This window comes from Streptomyces sp. NBC_00690 (assembly GCF_036226685.1).
GTDB lineage: Bacteria > Actinomycetota > Actinomycetes > Streptomycetales > Streptomycetaceae > Streptomyces.
Genome location: NZ_CP109009.1, coordinates 1,293,096 through 1,311,089, shown reverse-complemented (window position 1 = coordinate 1,311,089; position 17,994 = coordinate 1,293,096). Strand labels below are relative to the sequence as shown.

Sequence of the window (17,994 nt, the reverse complement as noted above, 5' to 3'; positions counted from 1 at the left end):
ATAGGGCCATCTACGCGCCCCCGTGCACCCCTGCGGACGCCTCTCGCAGCCCCATCTGACCTGCGTGCCGAGCGAAAGCGCCAACCACGGTAGGCACGCAGGGTAGACGATCGTGTTCGCAGGGTAGCCACGTCGGCGTCCGTGCCAGCACTGTCGAACCCCGGGATGCGCACCATGTGGAACAGATCGCCCAGCTCTTTCCTTCGCTCCGTCGCCGCACCTGAGCTGCCGGCGAAGCCGCCCGGCTGCCCGGTCGGGCCAGGGGGACGGGTCCCGAGCGCGCGCATCGCAGACGATGACCTGGCGGCGGAAGCGGCGGACTTCATCACCCTCTACCACCGCGAAGAACTCCCCCATCAGGATCCGGCACCCCGCATCGCCGCCGTACGCGAAGAGATCGCCGCCACCGGCACCTACCGCCATACGACGGCCGAACTCACCCACGGCGCACGGGTCGCCTGGCGCAACAGCAATCGCTGTATCGGCCGCCTGTACTGGCGTTCGCTCAAGGTTCGCGACCACCGCCATCTCGACGACGCCGAGTCCATCGCCCGCGAGGCCGCGATCCATCTGCGCCAAGCGTCCAACGGCGGCCGAATCCGCCCGCTGATCACGGTTTTCGCGCCGGACACTCCACACCGACCCGGGCCCCGGATCTGGAATGAACAGCTCATACGGTACGCGGGCTACCGCACCCCCAGCGGTTCCGTGCTCGGCGACCCACGCAACCTGGGGCTCACCGAGCTGGCCCTCGATCTCGGTTGGGCCGGCGGGCCCGGCACCCCGTTCGACGTACTACCGCTGATCATCGCGGACGGCGACGGCAAGCCACGGCTGTTCGAGCTGCCCCCCGAATCGGTACTGGAAGTGGCAATTGAGCCTCCGGACGGCCCTGACTATCGTGATCTCGCCCTGCGTTGGCATGCGGTCCCCGCGATCGCCAATATGTGTCTGGAAATCGGCGGGGTGTCCTATGCCGCGGCTCCCTTCAACGGCTGGTACATGGGCACGGAGATCGGTGCGCGCAATCTGGCGGACGTCGACCGGTACGACCTGCTGCCCCGGATCGCCGAACGGCTCGGCCTGAACACAGCGGACGACCGCTCCCTATGGCGTGACCGGGCCCTCGTGGAGCTCAATCGCGCCGTGCTGCACTCCTTCGACCGTGCCGGAGTCACCGTCGCCGACCACCACACCGAATCCCGCCGGTTCCTCGCTCACATCGACCGCGAAAGGGCGCACGGCAGGGAAGTGACCGCGGACTGGGCCTGGATCGTCCCACCGATCTCGGGCGCCGCAACTCCCGTCTTCCACCGCACATATGACGCGACGGAGCACCGGCCGGCCTATGTCCACCACCCCGACGCCGAGGCGCGGGCGCGCGGTGAATGGGCCGGGTGAAGACACTTGGTCTAGACCTTGCTACCGTCACCCCGGGCCATCAGCCGACCAGCGAAGGGGATCGACGTGGGCGACAAAAGCACCGTGCGGGCATTTATCGGGTCGTTCACCTCGGCGGGCGGCCGGGGCATCATCGCCGCCGACGTGGACCGGGAGACCGGAGCACTCACCGTGACGGGCGTCAGCGACGCCGTGGCCGACCCTTCATACCTGGCTCTCGCTGACATCGATGGCGGATCGTTTCTCTACGCGGTTTCGGAGACCACCGAAGGCGCGGTCGTGGCCTTCGCCATCGAGGACGTCGCCCCCCGCCCGATCGGTGCACCCGTACAGGTGTGCGGTGCGGGACCGACCCATCTCGCCGTCTCCGACGGGCACGTCCTGACCGCGAACTACGGGTCCGGAAGCGTCAGCGTGCTTCCGGTCAAGGGCGGCGGCGAGCCGGCGGCCGTCAGTGGCGTCCTCCAGCACGAGGGCCACGGCCCCGACCCCGACCGTCAGCGCGGCCCGCACGCCCACCAAGTGCTGCCCGACCCCAGCGGACGCTGGGTCCTCGGCATCGACCTCGGCACCGACTCCGTGCGCATCTGCGCGCTGGACCGCGAAGCCGGGGAGTTGAACCAGCACCACGAGACCGCGCTGCGACCGGGCAGCGGGCCGCGCCACCTCGCCTTCCACCCTGCTGGCACCCACGCCTATGTGGTCAATGAACTGGAGCCCACGCTCACCGTCTGTCGCTGGGACGCGGTGACGGGCGTGCTGGAAGTGGTGGGGGAGGTTCCCGTGGTGCCTGAGGACGCCGATGGTCAGGTCTACCCCTCCGAAGTGGTGCTGTCGCAGGACGGGCGCCACCTCTGGGTGGCCAACCGTGGGCCCGACACCATCGCGGTTCTGACGCTGGACGAGACGAGGGAGCGGCCCGAACTCGTCGCGACCGTGCCGTGCGGCGGCAACTGGCCGCGCGATCTGGCATTGGATCCGACCGGCCGCAGACTCTACGCCGCCAATGAGCGCTCCGGGGACGTCACCTGGTTCGACATCGACCCGAACACAGGTGTACCGCGGCGGGCGGGCTCCCTGACCGCCCCCGCGGCATCCTGTGTGATCTTCGCCTGAGTCGTCCGGTCCGACCGGGGGTGAACCCCTAGGGCTACGGGCCCGCGCTGCTGGGGCGGTGCGGGCCCCTCGTGTCGTCCTCCACGCGCACCGGCGGCTGAAAACCGCCGGGCACGGGTCGCGACCGCAGTGGTCAGCGCACGGGCGAACCCTGCGGCTGAGGGGCGATGCCCAGCGTCGTCGTGTACTGCGACAACACCAGCTTCCCGATCGCCGGATAGGGGCCGAGCGGCTCGGCCGCCGAACATCCCGCTTCCTTCACCGCAGCTTCCAACAGGCCCTCGGGCAGTTCGGGACCGATGAAGTACGGCGCCAGCGCGAGCTGTGTCGAGCCGGACTGGCGCAGCTGCTCGGCGATCGCCGCCACCGAGCCCTCCTTGTCGAGCGCCGCCGCCATCACCGGCACGGCCAGCCGCGCGGCCAGCAGCATTCCGGTGATTCCCGCGGCCTTGACCGCCTCGTCGCCACCGACCGACGCGAGGATGATTCCGTCGGCGGCGGTGGCCACCGTGAACAACCTCGCGCGGTCCGCCCGTGCCAAGCTCGCTTCGGAGAGCCGCACATGGACGGCCTCGGCAAGGAGCGGGTGCGGTCCGAGCACATCGGTCAGCTCGGCGGCGGCACGGTTTTCCAGGACCGCCTGCCGGATGCGACGCATCAGAACGTTGTCGGGGCCCGCGAGCAGGGGCACCACCACAGCGGCGGGGCCTTCCGGCTCGGCCACTTCCCGGCCGGCCGCCTTCGCGATCTCGTAACGCTCCGTGCGCAGGGTCGCGGTCCGGGCGAGAACGCTCTCCAGGGTCGGGTACTCGAAGTAGCCCGATCCGCCGGCGTTCTCGGTGCCAGCGGTCCCGTCGGTGTCAGAGGCGTTCGCCGCGTTGTTGGCGGCCCGGGCGGTCCTGGCGTCTTCGCCGTCGAGATAGCCGATACCGACCTCAAGGCCGGGCAGTTCCGACCTCGCAATGCTGATGATCTCTTCGGCCAAGCTGCGGGTGGCGGGCGAGGGGGTGCCGGGGACGGCCAGCACCAACGCGGGTGCGCCCTCGGGAGCGGCCACCGGTTCGGGTCGGCGGTGCCGACCTGACTGACGGGGACGCGGCATTCGTACTGGCAGGCCGGGTGCCGGCCCAGTGGGGGAGCTCATGGCGCCGCATGGTACTGGCTTTGTGGGTGCGGCTGTTTGGGGAGGGGGTGGTCAAGTGACATCTGTCCACATTTATCCGATGAGTTTTGTGAGCCTTGTCCGCACTGTCGCTTCCCGGCTACTCGGTCACCGCGAGCAGGGTGGGATGACCGGGCAGTTGCAGCGAACCGGTCGCCAAAGCCGCGGCCAGCAGCACGGCCCCGGCGAGCGGATCGCCCTGTGCGGACACCACGCGGACTTCAGGCAGTTGCGTCGACAGCTCTTCCCGAAGTGGCCCGAGCAGAGGGGCACCCAGCTTCAACAGTCCCCCGGTCAGGGCTACTTCATATCCCGGTCCGTCGCCCACCGCCCTGTCCGACGGAAGGGCCGCCGCGGCTGCCTCCGCGATATGACGGGCAGCCAGCGCCAGGATGCCCACCGCGACCTCGTCACCCTCCGTTGCGCAGCGGCCCACTCGGGGCGCGAAGGAGGCGAGTACCGCGGGTCGGTCGGACCGCGGGTACACCGCCTCCGGAATGGACTGCGCCGGACCGAATGACGCCTCGGCAGCCGCGAGCAGGCCCCGGGACCCACCGGGCCGCCCGTCATGGGAGCGCAACGCCGCCTCCAAGCCCGCGCGCCCGATCCATGCGCCGCCGCCGCAATCGCCCAGTAGGTGTCCCCAACCGTCGGCACGCCGCCAATCGACCAGATCGGTGCCCAATGCCACCAGACCTGTGCCGGCGGCGACCACCGCACCGGGACGCTGCCCGAGCGCGCCTGCGTACGCCGTCACGGCATCGGAGGCCAGCGCGAGACGCCGTACGCCCAGTGCCGTGGCGAGTGCGTCCGGCAGCACGGCACGCAACTGCCCACCGATGGTGGACATCCCCGCCGCACCGACGGCAGCCGCGGTCACCGACGTACGACCGACGTTCTCCAGCAGTGATCGGGCCATCGGCACCAACTGCTCCATCAGATGCTCGGCGTCGATCCCCGCGCCGCCCGTGCGCACCGGCTTGTCCGACACCAGCACGGAACGGGTCTTTCCACCGTCCGGTACGGAAGCGTCGGCGAGGGTCACCCGCAATCCGGAGCCACCCGAGTCCACCCCGAGCACCCATGGGCCGGTCATTCCGAGCACCTGCCGACCTCGGCCGTGCCGTTCCAGGGCAGACGTGCGCCCGACGGTTCGGTCGCCCCGTACCCCGTCGTTGCACCCGGCAGGTGGCACCAGCGGGTCCCACCACCTGGTGGCCTGCGCCTCGGTGATCTCATCGTTCGACTCCGGAAGAGCGGGCTGGGGTCTTTCGCTCGGACCAGGGTGTGATCAGCAGGATCCGAACGAAGGGCCCCGGGGAAAGGCCGACGGCAACAACCTATCCCGGGCCCCACCCTTCACCTCGGTACGGGGCAGTGGCCTGCCCACCAGGGTGACCACCCTGAGGAGAGGCGTCGGCCGGTGCCGATACGCCGGTAGAGTGACACCCCGTGGCAGCACTACCGTTGAATGAACTTGTTGAGGCCGGATGGGCGGAAGCACTGCGCCCCGTGGCAGATCGCATCGCCGCGATGGGAGACTTCCTCAGGGCCGAAATCGCAGCCGGACGCACCTACCTCCCTGCGGGGGCACACGTTCTGCGTGCCTTCCAGCAGCCTTTTGACGAGGTACGCGTCCTGATCATGGGTCAGGATCCCTATCCGACGCCGGGGATGGCCATCGGGCACAGCTTCGCGGTCGCGCCCGACGTGCGCAACGTACCCGGCAGCCTGGAGAACATCTTCCGGGAGTTGCACACCGACATCGGCCTCCCACGCCCCTCAAACGGTGATCTGACACCCTGGACCCAACAGGGCGTGCTGCTGCTGAACAGGGCGCTGACCACGGCGCCGCGCAAGCCCGGGGCGCATCGCGGCCAGGGCTGGGAAGAGGTCACCGAGCAGGCCATCCGCGCGCTCGTCGGGCGCGGCAAGCCATTGGTGTCCGTGTTGTGGGGACGCGACGCGCGCAATCTGCGTCCCTTGCTCGGTGACCTCCCGGCCATCGAGTCGGCTCATCCCTCGCCGATGTCGGCTGACCGCGGATTCTTCGGCTCCCGCCCCTTCAGCCGCACCAATGAGCTGCTCGAACGCCAGGGTGCCCAGCCGGTGGACTGGCGGCTGCCCTAGGAAATGGCTGGGTGTGCACTCCGTCGAGACCGGGTCAGCGGGACATCTCCCGCTGACCCGGGTGCAGTTCGGCACCGAACCCTCGCGGCACCGATGTCGCATGCCGGACGCCCGGCAGATGTCGCCCGGTGACGATCAGGGGATCCCATCAGCCACGGAGAACCGCGGCACGCACACAGAGGACGTCCGGCAGATGGGACAGCAGGAGCCCCCAGTTGTCGCCGTCATCCGCGCTGGCATAGACCTCGCCGTTGCGATTGCCGAAGTAGACGCCCGCAGGATCGCCGTCGTCGGTGCAGAGTGCGTCCCGCAGGACCGTGCCGTAGTGATCTCCCTCCGGTAGCCCGGTCGAGAGTTCCTCCCAGCTTTCCCCGGCATCGTTCGTGCGATAGACCCGACAGCGCCGTCCGGCCGGCACCCGGTCGATGTCCGCGGTGATGGGGAAGACGTACGCGGTGTCCGGGCGATGGGGGTGGGCGGCGACGGCGAACCCGAAGTCGGACGGCAGCCCGGCGCCGATGTCCGTCCAACTGCTCCCTGCGTCGTCACTACGGAAGACACCCCAGTGATTCTGGAGATATAGACGGTCCAGATCGCCGGCGTCCCGCGCGATCTTATGGACGCACTGCCCGAACTCGGGATGGGGATCGGGCATGAAGACCGCGGACACCCCTTCGTTGGAAGGTGCCCAGCTCGCTCCGCCGTCCCGCGTGCGGAACACTCCGGCCGCGGAGACGGCGACCGTCACCGCGGCCGGGTCCCGTGGGTCGGTCACGACCGTGTGGACCGCCTCGCCACCGCCCCCGGGCATCCACTGCGAACGCGTCGGATGCTCCCACAGGGGCCGGACCAGCTCGAAGCTCTCGCCCCGGTCGGCCGACCGGAAGAGAGCGGCTGGTTCCGTGCCGGCGTAGACCGTGTCGGGCTCGGCGGGGCCCGCGGGGTGGAGTTGCCAGACGCGCTCCAACGACGCACCGGTGTCTTCGGGGAACTTCACCGCCGGCCGGGAGGGCTCGACCCAACTGGCGCCCAGGTCGTCGGAGTGGAACACGGACGGACCCCAGTGGGCGCTGTCGCCACCGACCAGCAACCGCGGTGTGGGCGTACGGGTGTCGATGCCCACCGAGTACACCGCCTGCGCCGCAAAGTGGGGGCCGTCGAACGACCAGGCCCCGCCGCGTCGGCGGCCGATGAAGAGTCCTTTGCGCGTGCCGACCGTCAGTAGTACTTCGGACATGGCCCCTACCTCCTAGACACCGGTGTCATCCCTGAGGTCCGCCCGACGAGGAGCGCCGTCCGCACAGACGGCGGGGGCGCGGCGTCCGGCGCGTGCCGTTCGCAAGGCGGAGGATCATCCTCGTACCGCAGGTACTTGGATGACTCCGACCAACACGGCGGGGTGCGTGCCGGGGGTGTCGCGCGCCGGGCGGGAGTCGTCAGACACGACCTAGGGCCAGTCTGCACCCGCCCACTGACAGTGGCGCTGCGGCCGATTGTTTGCCCAGTTCAGGCCGCGTGGGAAGGCGGGGCGGCGGGCTGATCGTCCGGGCAGCCCACCGCCTGGACAGGGCAGGGCGCCCCGGCCCCGAGTCCTTCCGCACCCTTCGCCGGAGCGGGCCGCGCGGCTCAGACCGAGCGGAGGTACTGGGGTGGAACTGGCACCTCACCGCCCAGAGCCCGGGCCGCACCCCGTGCCCAGGAAGGGTTGCGCAGCAACTCCCGCCCGAGCAGGACCGCATCCGCCTCCCCGTGGGCGACGATCTTCTCCGCCTGGGCGGGTTCCGTGATCATCCCGACCGCGGCCACCGCCAGACCCGTCTCGGCGCGGACCCGTGCGGCGAACGGCACCTGATAGCCCGGGCCCGTGGGGATGCGGACCCGAGGCGCGTTCCCACCGCTCGACACATCGAGCAGATCGACGCCGTGCTCCTTCAGTAGAGCCGCGAAACGCACCGTATCGTCCTGCGTCCAGCCGGCTTCCTCCAGCCAGTCCGTGGCGGAGATACGGAAGAACAGCGGCAACCTGTCCGGCCAGACCGCCCGCACGGCGTCCACGACCTCCAGACCGAATCGGACCCGATTCTCGAATGAGCCGCCGTAGGCGTCCTGACGTTGGTTGCTGTGGGGCGACAGGAACTCGCCGATGAGATATCCGTGCGCCCCATGGATCTCGGCCACCTCGAAGCCGGCAGCCAGCGCATTGCGGGCCGCGGCCACGAACTGCGCGGTCACCGCGTGAATCTGTTCCACCGTCAGTTCGGTGGGCACCGGATGGCCTTCGTCGAAGGGCACCGGACTCGGGGCGACCGGTTGCCAGCCATGGGCCTCGGGGTCGACGGGGTCGCCGCCCCGCCAAGGCAGGTCGGTCGATGCTTTGCGCCCCGCGTGGGCCAGTTGGATGCCCGGAACCGTGCCCTGCTCCTTGAGGAAGTCGGTGATGCGGCGCAGGGACTCGACCTGGGTGGTGTTCCAGATCCCGAGGTCCCCGGGACTGATCCGGCCCTCAGGGCTCACCGCAGTCGCCTCGACCAGGATCAGGCCGGTGCCTCCGGCCGCGCGGGCCGCGTAGTGGGCGAAGTGCCAGTCCGTCGCAGCGCCCATGTTGGGTCCGGCCATCTCCGCCGAGTACTGGCACATCGGAGCCATCCACACCCGGTTGGGGATGGTCAGCGATCGCAGGGTGTAGGGCTGGAACAGGGTGCTCATGGCGGACTCCCTCGGTCGGGGGCGGTGGGGCGGCACGAACGGCAGAGAGCGGCGCCTCGGCTCTGAGAGGCGAGCGCCAACAGGTAGTACGATAGACCTCGTAGTACGGCACCTGTCAAACTACGAGGACTCTCGTACTATGGAGCTCGATGCCGCCCCTCAGCCGCTCAGTCAACCGGCTGCTCAGCCGACTGCTCGGTCAGCCGATCGACGAAGGAGAGCCAGCATGGACAGTGTGACCAGCACCCGTGAACTCGCCCATCCCACCCGTGCGGAGATCCGGCTGGAGAGCCTGCTCCACGCACTTTCGGACCCCATGCGATTGCGTGTGGTCAGCGCTCTCGCAGCATCCGAAGACCAGGTCTCCTGCTCGGACTTCAGTCTGCCGGTCACCAAGTCGACCACCACACACCACTTCCGCGTACTAAGGGAGAGCGGTGTGATCCGCCAGGTCTACCAGGGCACCGCCAAGATGAACGGCCTGCGCCGCGACGATCTGGACGCACTCTTCCCGGGACTGCTCGACGCCGTGCTCGCCGCCGTCGCTCGTCAGTCCGAGCGCATGACGTCGCTCACCGAGGACTGACCACCCGCCTGGCTGCACACCTGGCCGGACGGCACTGCTTCACGACCCGCCCCGGCCGAGGGCCGCCGCCAGGAGGTCGTCCCAACCCGTGATCTTCACCGACGGGCGGCCCAGGGAGCGGCCCAACTCCTCCTCGGCGGCCTCGATCGCCCGCCAGCCCGCCCAGAGCACCGGGCGATGACCCGAGGCCCTCAGCTCTCGCAAGGGATCCTCGACCACGGACCGTTGCACCAACGCACCCGCGTCGTCCAGCAGCGACGCCACCGTCTCCTTGGCGCACGGACGGTTGGTACCGATCACCCCGGTGGGCCCCCTCTTGATCCAACCGGCGACGTACTCGCCGGGCGAAGGCTTCCCACCGCGCAGCACCCGCCCGTCCCGGTGGGGCACGGTTCCCCGATCGGCGTCGAAGGGGAGGCCGGGCAGCGGCACTCCGCGATAGCCGACCGCCCGTAGCACCAACCCGGCTGCGATGTCCTCGTACGCGCCCGTGCCCTGCACGCCACCCAGCCCGTCCGGAGCGGTCCGCTCGAACCGCACCCCCGCCACTGCGCCATCCGCTTCCAAGAACTCCACGGGACGAAGGAAGAACCGCAGGTGGATACGGGGTCCGTTCGGTGATCGCGGAGCCGGGTCCGACTCGTCGCCCCAGGTCCGTACGGTGTCGAGATTGCGACGGTTGACAGCAGGGAGGGCGGCTGCCGTGACGCCCGAGGCGTCGGCATACGCGGGATCCAGGGCGAGATCGGCGGGGGTGACGACCATCCGAGCGGATGGCAGGGATCCCAACTCGCGCAGCTCCTTGGTGGTGAACCTCGCCTGGGAGGGGCCACGCCGACCCACCATGTGCACATCGCGCACCCGGCTGCGCCCCAGTGCGTCCAGTACGTCCTGGGGCACATCGGTCGGTGTCAGTTCCTGTGCCGAGCGAGCCAGGATGCGCGCCACGTCGACGGCCACATTGCCCACGCCGATCACTACGGCCGTCCCGGTGGAGAGGGCGAATCCGTTCCGCGTCGCGTCGGGGTGGGCGCTGTACCAGGAGACGAAGTCGGTAGCGGAGTGACTACCGGGAAGATCCTCACCCGGGATGCCGAGCTGGCGGTCCCGGGCCGCGCCGACGCAGTACACCACGGCGTGGTAGAGCCCAAGGAGCCGTTCCGGAGTGAGGCCGTGGGAGCCCACCTCGATATGCCCGACGAATGTGATCCGCTCATGCTCCAACACGGTCCGGAGGTTGGACTGGAGCGACTTGATCTTCGTGTGGTCGGGTGCCACCCCGTACCGCACAAGGCCGTACGGGCAGGGCAACCGGTCCAGGACATGGACCTCGATGTTCGGTACCCGGGCCTGTTGGACGAGGCCCTGTGCGGCATAGATCCCGCTGGGCCCCGATCCCACGACGGCGATGCGAAGCACGGTCGCACTCCTTCCACCAGGGCTTCCAGCATGGCACCGGTCGGAAGTCCCGGGGAGATGAGCTGACAGGGTGCCTTGCGTGTCGCAGCCTGTGCGGCGTCACAATTTGCAGGAGATTGACTGGTTACGTGCTAATTATGGAAGAAAGTGGGCTTCTTAACGTAACCGATGAATATCAACCAAATGTGCTGCCGTATCCGCCGGTCTGGGAAGTGCAGAGCCATGGCACTGCGACGACCACTTCCGCAGACCCGTCGGGCGATGTGCGGCGTGCGTCTTCTTCCTGGATCGATGTGCGACTGACCTTCGCCGATGGCGTTCGGCTCGATGTGATGGCGGTGGCCGACCGAGGAAACTGGGCGGTCGAGGAGATGCACGCCCATCCGCCCCTCCCGCTGGAGAGCCTCGCGGTACTGGGTGATCGGATCGGGACCCCTGTGACGGAAGCATGCCGGGCCATCGTCGACGGATCGGACGTCGAGGAGTGCGACACCTCCCGCTCGACAGCCGAGGACCACCGTCGCGGGCCCGCCCCCTCGGGCGAGGGGGCGACCGCCCTCCCGCAGTCGCCGGGCGATCGGATCGACGGAGGGTCAGCGGTGCCAGGCCACCGCCGTGTCCGCCCGGCCCGACTTCGCGGCAGGGCGGCACGACGGCGGGCCGCTGACGCCTATCTGGCCGCCCAGCAGCAAGGACTCGATCCAGTCCTCGCTGTGATGAGTGCTACCGGTCGCAGTCGTCGCAAGTCGCTGCGGGTCATCGCCGGCGCCCGTGACGAGGGCCTCCTCCCCTCACGACACAACCGCCGCCGGGGGTGGTGAGGGAGTTCGACGATTCTTCGTCACAACCTCTCCATGCGCCCGATCTCGCTGGTCTGTTGGGCGATCACATCGTTGGCCATCTCCTGGACGAGGATGTTGTTGCCGGTGGAGAGAGCTTCGGCCGCCATGGTGACGGCACCCTCATGGTGAACGATCATCAGCTTCAGGAAGAGTTCGTCGAACGCCTTTCCCTTCGCGGCGCCCAACTGCTTCAACTGCGCCTCGGTCGCCATGCCAGGCATCGGCTCGGAACCGTGTTCATGGTGGCCGCCCTTCGGCTTGTCCCGGCTGTGGTTCGCCAACCAGCCCCGCATCGCGGTGATCTCGGGCTTCTGCGATGCGGCGATGCGTTCGGCCAAACCCTTCACCTTGACGGATTCCGCTCGCCCCGGGGCCAGCGCCGTCATGGTGAGCGCCTGTCCGTGATGCTCGATCATCATCTCCACGTAGCCGAAGTCTGCGTGGTTGGGCGAGTCGTCGGGTATGGACTTGGCAGCCTCCTCCGCGGAGATCGTTCGCGCCGGCTCGCCCGGTTTGCCCGGTGCAACCACTGAAGCGGTGCTTGTCCCCTTGGACTTGGCCGGTGCGTCGGACTCCGACTCGCAGGCTCCCAGGGCGAGTACGGCTGCGGTGACGGCCATTGCGGTCACCGATATGCGAACACGTCTATTCCGTCGGCGGTTGAACACGGATACCTCCTGGGGCACTTGCGATGTTTGGCGACCGTTTGGTGCCTGTTTGGCGACAGTCCTAGCACGCTTCCCACGTGATTCGATCAGAAACTTTCATTACGTGTGTGTAGCCATCTATTGATATGGCCACGCAAAGGAAGATACTGCCGGGGTCCGTGAACCGTTCCGCTAGGAACGGAGACTAGGGAGGACGCAGTGACCCTGTTGCACACCACCCGCGTGCGGCGCAGACGTTTGGGCGTGGCAGCCGCCGCGGCCGGATTGCTTGCCACATTGCTGACGGCGGGCCCCGCCGTCGCCGTCCCCGGCCCCGGGGACCCCGTCGAGAAGGAGGCCACTTCCAGCGAACTGTCCAAGACGCGGTCCGCCATTCAGAACGGTGACATACCCGGCGTGGACGAGGTCGTCCGCAGCAAGAACGTCGAGCACATCACCAACATCCCCAAGGACGCGCTCAAGGGCATCAACTCTGACCTGGCTTTCCAGGGTAAGTACGCCTTCGCGGGCAACTACGACGGTTTCCGCATCTTCGACATCAGCAACCCGAAGGCGCCGAAGACCGTCTCGCAGGTTCTGTGCCCCGGTAGCCAGAACGACATCTCGGTCTCCGGGAACCTGCTCTTCCTGTCCACCGACTCCTCACGGAGTGACAGCTCGTGCGCCAGCACGTCGCAGTCCGGGGCCATCAAGGCTTCGTGGGAGGGCATGAAGATCTTCGACATCAGCGACAAGCGCAACCCCAAGTACGTCGCTGCTGTGGAGACCGCGTGTGGTTCACACACCAACACGCTGGTACCCGACGGTCGCAACGTCTACATCTACGTTTCCTCCTACTCGCCGAACGTGGCGCTCCCGGACTGCCAGCCCCCGCACGACGGCATCTCGATCATCAAGGTGCCGCGGAAGGCTCCCCAGCAGGCCAAGGTCGTCAACTTCCCGGTGCTCTTCCCGGGTGAGGGTCCCGACGGCGGTGGCAACCCCGGTGGGCCCACCAATCCGGGTGTCTCCAAGACCACGGGCTGCCACGACATCACCGTCCTGCCCTCGAAGGACCTGGCCGCCGGCGCCTGCATGGGTGACGGCATCCTGTTCTCGATCAAGGACCCCGAGCGGCCCAAGGTCATCGACCGTGTTCAGGACAACGTGAACTTCGCGTTCTGGCACTCGGCCACCTTCAACCAGGGCGCCAACAAGATCGTCTTCACCGATGAGCTCGGCGGCGGCGGTGCCCCGACCTGTAACGCAGAGGTCGGCCCGAAGCGCGGTGCCAACGGCATCTACGACCTCGTCGGCAAGGGAGACCGGCAGAAGCTGATCTTCCGTAGCTACTTCAAGATCCCGCGCCACCAGGGCACCACCGAGAACTGCGTGGCGCACAACGGCTCGATCATCCCGGTCAAGGGCAAGGACCTCATGGTCCAGGCGTGGTACCAGGGCGGTGTCTCCGTCTGGGACTTCACCAACTCGTCCCGCCCCCAGGAGATCGGCTACTTCGAGCGCGGTCCCATCTCCGCGACCCAGTCCATCTCAGGAGGCTCCTGGTCCGCGTACTACTACAACGGGTACGTCTACTCCAACGACATGGAGAAGGGTTTCGACGTCCTGAAGATCAACGACAGGCGTACGGACCCCGCGAAGCGCGTATGGCTGGATGAGCTCAACGTCCAGACCCAGCCCGACTACTTCGACCGTGACGATGATGACGACGACGATGACGACGATGACCGCGGTCACGGCCATGGTCACGACCGCGATCGTGACTGATCTCTGATCAGGCCGCTCGCCGCATGACGTGTTCCGCCGGGTGGTTCTCCACCCGGCGGAACACCCAGTTCCCAATCGAGTCCGTACCGTTGGAACAACTCCGAGCGCAGATCGCCGAGCGGCATCGCAGCGCCGGGCAACACCATGGCGAACACCGCACCCATCAGCTGGGCTCGCAACAACGGATAGTCGACGTCCACCTGATGGGATCCGTACCGCTCCACCGCACCCCGCAGAAGCGCCGCCAGTCGTTGTTGCTCGGGGCATTGCACGAACCCCTCCGCCTGGAGCACCCCCGACATGTGCGTCCGCATCAGAAGGGGACGGTCCGCAGCGAGTCCGAGCACCGCGTCGATCGCACGGGCCAGTACCTCAAGGCCGTCGTCCGAGAGCGGCTCGCGCTGCAGGGCGGCTTCGAGGGTTCGGTGCATCAGCCGGTGCACGGCCGACTGGAAGAGTTGGCGCTTGCCGGGAAAGTAGTACGAGACCAGGCCGCGCGCCGACCCGGCCCGGTCGGCGATGTCGGCGAGCGTCGTCGCCTCGAATCCCCGCTCGCCCACCAACTCCACGGTTGCCTGAAGAAGCCGTTCCCGGGAACGCCGACGGAGTTCTTCATTGACCGACGGGCGTCGTGGGGACATGCTGGTCTCCTGCGTTGACTGGCTCCGAGCCAATATACTCAGCGCATTCCGTCGTCGGGCCGGTGAGGTCCGTGCGGAGGGGCTGCCCGGACCGGGCGACGCGGGGGATCGCCCGGTCCGGGCAGCGCTGTATCCCGGGTGCGCCGCTAGGGCTGTCGTCGTGCGCCCGCCGAGTATTACGGGACAGCCCTTAAGGAGCGTCCGAGCCCTGCCGGGAGCGCATGAACCGGTCGTACGCGGTGATGGAGAAGGCCACCCAGGCCATGCCCATCAACCAGCCCTCCAGCACATCACTCGGCCAGTGCACACCGAGGAAGAGCCGGGTCAAGCCCACACCGATCACCGAGACGACTGCCGCGACCAGGCTCCACCGCCAGACCCTGGTGCCCGCGCCGTGGCGGACCAGCAGCCACAACAGCAGTCCGCAGGTCACCGTCGCCGTCAGCGCATGCCCGGAGGGGAACGCCGCGTAGTGCGCGGAATCCACCGGGTCGGGCCACTGGGGCCGCTCCCGTCCGACCGCTGCTTTGACGCCTTGCTGGAGGAAGGTCCCCGTCGCGCTGGTGACCGCGATCCAGACCGCGAGCAGTCGCTCGCGTCGCCACCACAACCAGCAGAAGGCCACCGCGATCAATGCGCGCATGGTCCATGGATCCCACACCCAGTCGCTGAGGATGCGGTTGAACCGGACCAGACCGGGCGCGTCCACGGCCCACCGGTGCCAGGTGGTGGAGATCGATCGGTCGAAGGAGATCAGCGGAGACCAGGAGAGGGCGACCAGCACCAGCAGGACGATCGCCGCGACGGACAGGGCGAGGCCGGCGCGGATGAGCTTGACGCGGGAGGAACTGGGCGCCTGACGGACGGGGGGCGCGGATCGTGGGGAGAGCATGGGGAGGATCTTCCCCCTCCGGCGGGATGTACCGCCATCGGTTGCGCGACTCCTTGAAGATCAGCCCAGAGCCAGGATCGCAGGTACGAACGCCACCAGCAGCGGAACCACCGGGACGAAAGCCGCTGCCGCCGTCAGTCGGAGCCTGCGGCCCGCGGTCAGTCGCGGTGTCGCGGACAGGAGTCGATGGACGCGCTGTGGCAGCTGGGCATCAGGAGTGGGGCAGGGGCCGAACACTCCGCGGTCCTCGTTGAGTTCGACGAGCGCGAGGGCGATCGTCAGCCGCCCGAACCGCTTGGAGGCCACATCGTCCGCTGCCAGTTCCACCAGGCGGTGCATCTCGTCCCGGAACGCGGCGAACACCGGGATCTGTGGAAAGCCGTTGGCGAGTGCGGCCGAGCAGTGGAGGAGCCAGTCGTGCCGGAAGCGGGCGTGTCCGTGTTCATGCGCCAGTACGGCATCGAGTTGGCGGCCCTTCAAACGACGCAACGCGGCCGTGGTGACAACGAGTTGGGGCGCTGTACCCGGTAGCCACCAGGCTCCGGGACGGGCACCTTCGAGCACCACGAGTCGATCGCCTGCCGTGGCCTCACCCGGCATCAAGGGGGCCCGCACCAAAAGCTCGGCACGATGTCGTTTGCGGCGGGTCCGGGCACCGGTGATCTCGCGCGTGAGCATCGCGAGAGTCCAGAGGCCACCGCAGGCCAGGGCCACTGCGAGACCTGCGGCCCACGGCTGGTCGGTCCCCAGTGCATAGGCGTCCACGACCGCGCTGGGCGCCGGGGCGAAGACCTGCCCCCTGACCAGTTGCCAGGCGGCAGCCGCACTGAAGGTCATCGAGAGCGCGAAGGAGAGCAGCACCGCCACCACCACGCACTGCCACACCCACAGGGCGACGATCGGCTCGCGCTCCAACCAATCGGCGCGCGACACGAGCCGCGGTGCCAGCACGGCGGCCAGTGCTCCGATCGACAGCAGCACAAGGGAGACCAACATGTTCGTCACCTTATGAGGCGGGAACTATCTGTGCGTACGATCACGCGCGGCAAGTGACGTACGCCACGGTTTCTGGCCGTCATGAGCTGTCAAGAGCGGACGAATGCCCAGAATGGATGGGTGTTCAGAAAAGGTGAAGAGCCTTCGGTCCTACCGTCCTGAGGTGACGATTCACAGCATCAGCAGCATCGCCAACATGGCGACCCCCATGGCCAGTCGGCAGGCCGTCAGCATCTCCGGAGGCACGTCGGAAGGTTCGATCAGGACCGTGCCGACCTTTTGCGCCGCCCTCGGGGCGAGCCGGGCGGCGAATGCCAGTACATAGCCGGCGTAGTACACCGCCAGAGCGCCCGTCAGCGCGGGCAGACCCCCCGCCGCATGGCCGGAGTGCGCATCGCCGTACGCCATCGCGATCGCCATATAGACCATGGCGAGGAGGCCGATGAGATGGTGCAGATGGTGGACGCCCCGGGGCGGCGCCCGCAGCGCCGCGACCGCGGCACCGCCGTAGACGACCGCGTACACCGTCCAGGCCCAGTCCGGAGGGGCGAACGCAGCCGTCGGCACCGCCATGGCGGCCATACCGCACCCCATCAGTGCCTCGCCGCCCACCGCCTCGCGGGTCGGACCCGAGCGGGTCCGCAGTTGGATCAGACCGTACGTACCGGTTCCGCCGCAGAGGGCGACGAGCAGCCAGCCGGACACTGCGGGGCCATGCATGGCGGCCTCCCCCTCCCACTGGCTCCTCGGTTCCCCCGACAGGTCGATGCCCATCGGGAGCAGGAGCGCACCGGGGCGCACAGGGGTGTGCCGGGAGCACAAGACCCGTGACCACTGCTCACGGGTCTGCACATGTGCGATGCATCCACCCCGGCGCGGAACGGGGGGCGCACCCCGTACCCTCGGGGCGTCCGTACCCAGCCGAACCGGGCCGGGTACCCGCCCGCCCCGTGCGGAGGAAGCAGGAGAGCGCCGCCATGGATACCGCACCACCCCGTGAGCCCGACGAGATCGCCTTCCCCGACGAGATCACCTTCAAGGATGCGGTGGAGGCCGATGCCCCGGCACTGGTCGAGCTGATCCACTCCGCGTATCGGGGCGAGGCGAGCCGGGGCGGCTGGACGACCGAAGCCGACCTCCTCGCCGGCGGGCGTACGGACGCGGACGATGTCCGCCGGGTCATCTCCACCCGCGGGAGTCGACTGCTCATGGTGGAGCAGTCGGGGGAACTGATCGCGTGCTGTCAGTTGGAGCACCGCGGTGACGCGGCGTACTTCGGCATGTTCGCGGTGCGTCCGAACGCCCAGGGCGGCGGTCTGGGGCGGCGGGTCCTCGCCGAGGCGGAACGGACCGCTCGTGAGACCTGGGGTGTTAAGTCGATGCAGATGACCGTGATCTCGGTACGGGACGACCTCATCGCCTGGTACGAGCGCCGCGGCTACCGGCGTACCGGCGAGATGACCCCGTTCCCGTACGGCGATGCCCGCTTCGGCATCCCGCTCCGCGACGACCTCGCGTTCGAACTGTTGGTAAAGAACCTCGCATAGATCGCATAGATCGCATAGGTCGTGCTCGACGACTGGCGCCGTACGGGGGGCTCGCGACGAGGGGGCTGCAACCGGTCATCGACTGGGCTCTGCCAGCCCTGCCGGCTCTGTCGCTCGACCC

General features: G+C 68.4%; 17 protein-coding genes. 7 read left to right on the top strand and 10 right to left on the bottom strand.

What is annotated here, in order from left to right; all coding sequences use genetic code 11:
• Positions 1–225: 225 nt before the first annotated feature.
• Both OID54_RS05765 and OID54_RS05760 read left to right on the top strand, forming a co-directional pair.
• Positions 226–1,401 carry a nitric oxide synthase oxygenase gene (locus OID54_RS05765; RefSeq protein ID WP_329027280.1) on the top strand — a complete coding sequence of 392 codons (1,176 nt, stop codon included), beginning with the start codon at positions 226–228 and terminating at the stop codon, positions 1,399–1,401.
• A 66-nt stretch (positions 1,402–1,467) separates the two neighbouring features.
• Positions 1,468–2,517: a lactonase family protein gene (locus OID54_RS05760; protein ID WP_329014891.1), complete on the top strand. Its 1,050-nt coding sequence runs from the start codon at positions 1,468–1,470 to the stop codon at positions 2,515–2,517.
• Positions 2,518–2,650: 133 nt separating this feature from the next.
• Here OID54_RS05760 and OID54_RS05755 read toward each other — a convergent pair whose 3' ends face one another.
• Positions 2,651–3,661, bottom strand: coding sequence for a sirohydrochlorin chelatase (locus tag OID54_RS05755; protein ID WP_329014889.1), 1,011 nt, complete (start codon positions 3,659–3,661; stop codon positions 2,651–2,653).
• A 118-nt stretch (positions 3,662–3,779) separates the two neighbouring features.
• Positions 3,780–4,775: an N-acetylglucosamine kinase gene (locus OID54_RS05750; RefSeq protein ID WP_329014886.1), complete on the bottom strand. Its 996-nt coding sequence runs from the start codon at positions 4,773–4,775 to the stop codon at positions 3,780–3,782.
• Positions 4,776–5,131: 356 nt separating this feature from the next.
• Between OID54_RS05750 and OID54_RS05745 the strand changes: the two genes are divergently transcribed.
• Complete coding sequence (locus OID54_RS05745) at positions 5,132–5,809, top strand: uracil-DNA glycosylase (protein WP_329014884.1); 678 nt, start codon at positions 5,132–5,134, stop codon at positions 5,807–5,809.
• Positions 5,810–5,957: 148 nt separating this feature from the next.
• Here the strand turns inward: OID54_RS05745 and OID54_RS05740 are convergent, their stop codons facing one another.
• Both OID54_RS05740 and OID54_RS05735 read right to left on the bottom strand, forming a co-directional pair.
• Entirely contained in the window at positions 5,958–7,046 is a 1,089-nt protein-coding gene (locus OID54_RS05740) for a WD40/YVTN/BNR-like repeat-containing protein (protein WP_329014881.1), read from the bottom strand.
• Positions 7,047–7,435: 389 nt separating this feature from the next.
• Positions 7,436–8,515: an NADH:flavin oxidoreductase/NADH oxidase gene (locus OID54_RS05735; RefSeq protein ID WP_329014878.1), complete on the bottom strand. Its 1,080-nt coding sequence runs from the start codon at positions 8,513–8,515 to the stop codon at positions 7,436–7,438.
• Positions 8,516–8,741: 226 nt separating this feature from the next.
• On the opposite strand from OID54_RS05735, the gene OID54_RS05730 reads away from it, so the two are divergent.
• Positions 8,742–9,101, top strand: a complete 360-nt coding sequence (locus OID54_RS05730; protein WP_329014875.1) for an ArsR/SmtB family transcription factor — start codon at positions 8,742–8,744, stop codon at positions 9,099–9,101.
• Between the two features lie 39 nt (positions 9,102–9,140).
• Here OID54_RS05730 and OID54_RS05725 read toward each other — a convergent pair whose 3' ends face one another.
• Positions 9,141–10,520, bottom strand: coding sequence for an FAD-dependent oxidoreductase (locus tag OID54_RS05725; RefSeq protein ID WP_329014872.1), 1,380 nt, complete (start codon positions 10,518–10,520; stop codon positions 9,141–9,143).
• 185 nt (positions 10,521–10,705) lie between these two features.
• Between OID54_RS05725 and OID54_RS05720 the strand changes: the two genes are divergently transcribed.
• A complete protein-coding gene (locus tag OID54_RS05720) occupies positions 10,706–11,341 on the top strand; it encodes a DUF6214 family protein (RefSeq protein WP_329014869.1) in 636 nt (211 codons plus the stop codon).
• A gap of 20 nt (positions 11,342–11,361) precedes the next feature.
• Here the strand turns inward: OID54_RS05720 and OID54_RS05715 are convergent, their stop codons facing one another.
• Positions 11,362–11,982: a DUF305 domain-containing protein gene (locus OID54_RS05715; RefSeq protein WP_329014866.1), complete on the bottom strand. Its 621-nt coding sequence runs from the start codon at positions 11,980–11,982 to the stop codon at positions 11,362–11,364.
• Positions 11,983–12,228: 246 nt separating this feature from the next.
• Between OID54_RS05715 and OID54_RS05710 the strand changes: the two genes are divergently transcribed.
• A complete protein-coding gene (locus OID54_RS05710; RefSeq protein WP_329014864.1) occupies positions 12,229–13,797 on the top strand; it encodes an LVIVD repeat-containing protein in 1,569 nt (522 codons plus the stop codon).
• On the opposite strand, the gene OID54_RS05705 is transcribed toward OID54_RS05710, so the two are convergent.
• The 4 genes from OID54_RS05705 to OID54_RS05690 all read right to left on the bottom strand — a co-directional run bounded on the left by OID54_RS05705 (position 13,776) and on the right by OID54_RS05690 (position 17,046).
• Entirely contained in the window at positions 13,776–14,438 is a 663-nt protein-coding gene (locus OID54_RS05705; protein WP_329014862.1) for a TetR/AcrR family transcriptional regulator, read from the bottom strand. The genes OID54_RS05710 and OID54_RS05705 overlap by 22 nt on opposite strands.
• Positions 14,439–14,628: 190 nt before the next feature.
• Positions 14,629–15,330: a phosphatase PAP2 family protein gene (locus tag OID54_RS05700; RefSeq protein WP_329014860.1), complete on the bottom strand. Its 702-nt coding sequence runs from the start codon at positions 15,328–15,330 to the stop codon at positions 14,629–14,631.
• 60 nt (positions 15,331–15,390) lie between these two features.
• A complete protein-coding gene (locus OID54_RS05695; RefSeq protein WP_329014857.1) occupies positions 15,391–16,326 on the bottom strand; it encodes a M56 family metallopeptidase in 936 nt (311 codons plus the stop codon).
• 171 nt (positions 16,327–16,497) lie between these two features.
• Entirely contained in the window at positions 16,498–17,046 is a 549-nt protein-coding gene (locus tag OID54_RS05690) for a DUF5134 domain-containing protein (RefSeq protein WP_329014854.1), read from the bottom strand.
• A gap of 257 nt (positions 17,047–17,303) precedes the next feature.
• Between OID54_RS05690 and OID54_RS05685 the strand changes: the two genes are divergently transcribed.
• Positions 17,304–17,873: a GNAT family N-acetyltransferase gene (locus OID54_RS05685; RefSeq protein ID WP_329014851.1), complete on the top strand. Its 570-nt coding sequence runs from the start codon at positions 17,304–17,306 to the stop codon at positions 17,871–17,873.
• Positions 17,874–17,994: the final 121 nt, after the last annotated feature.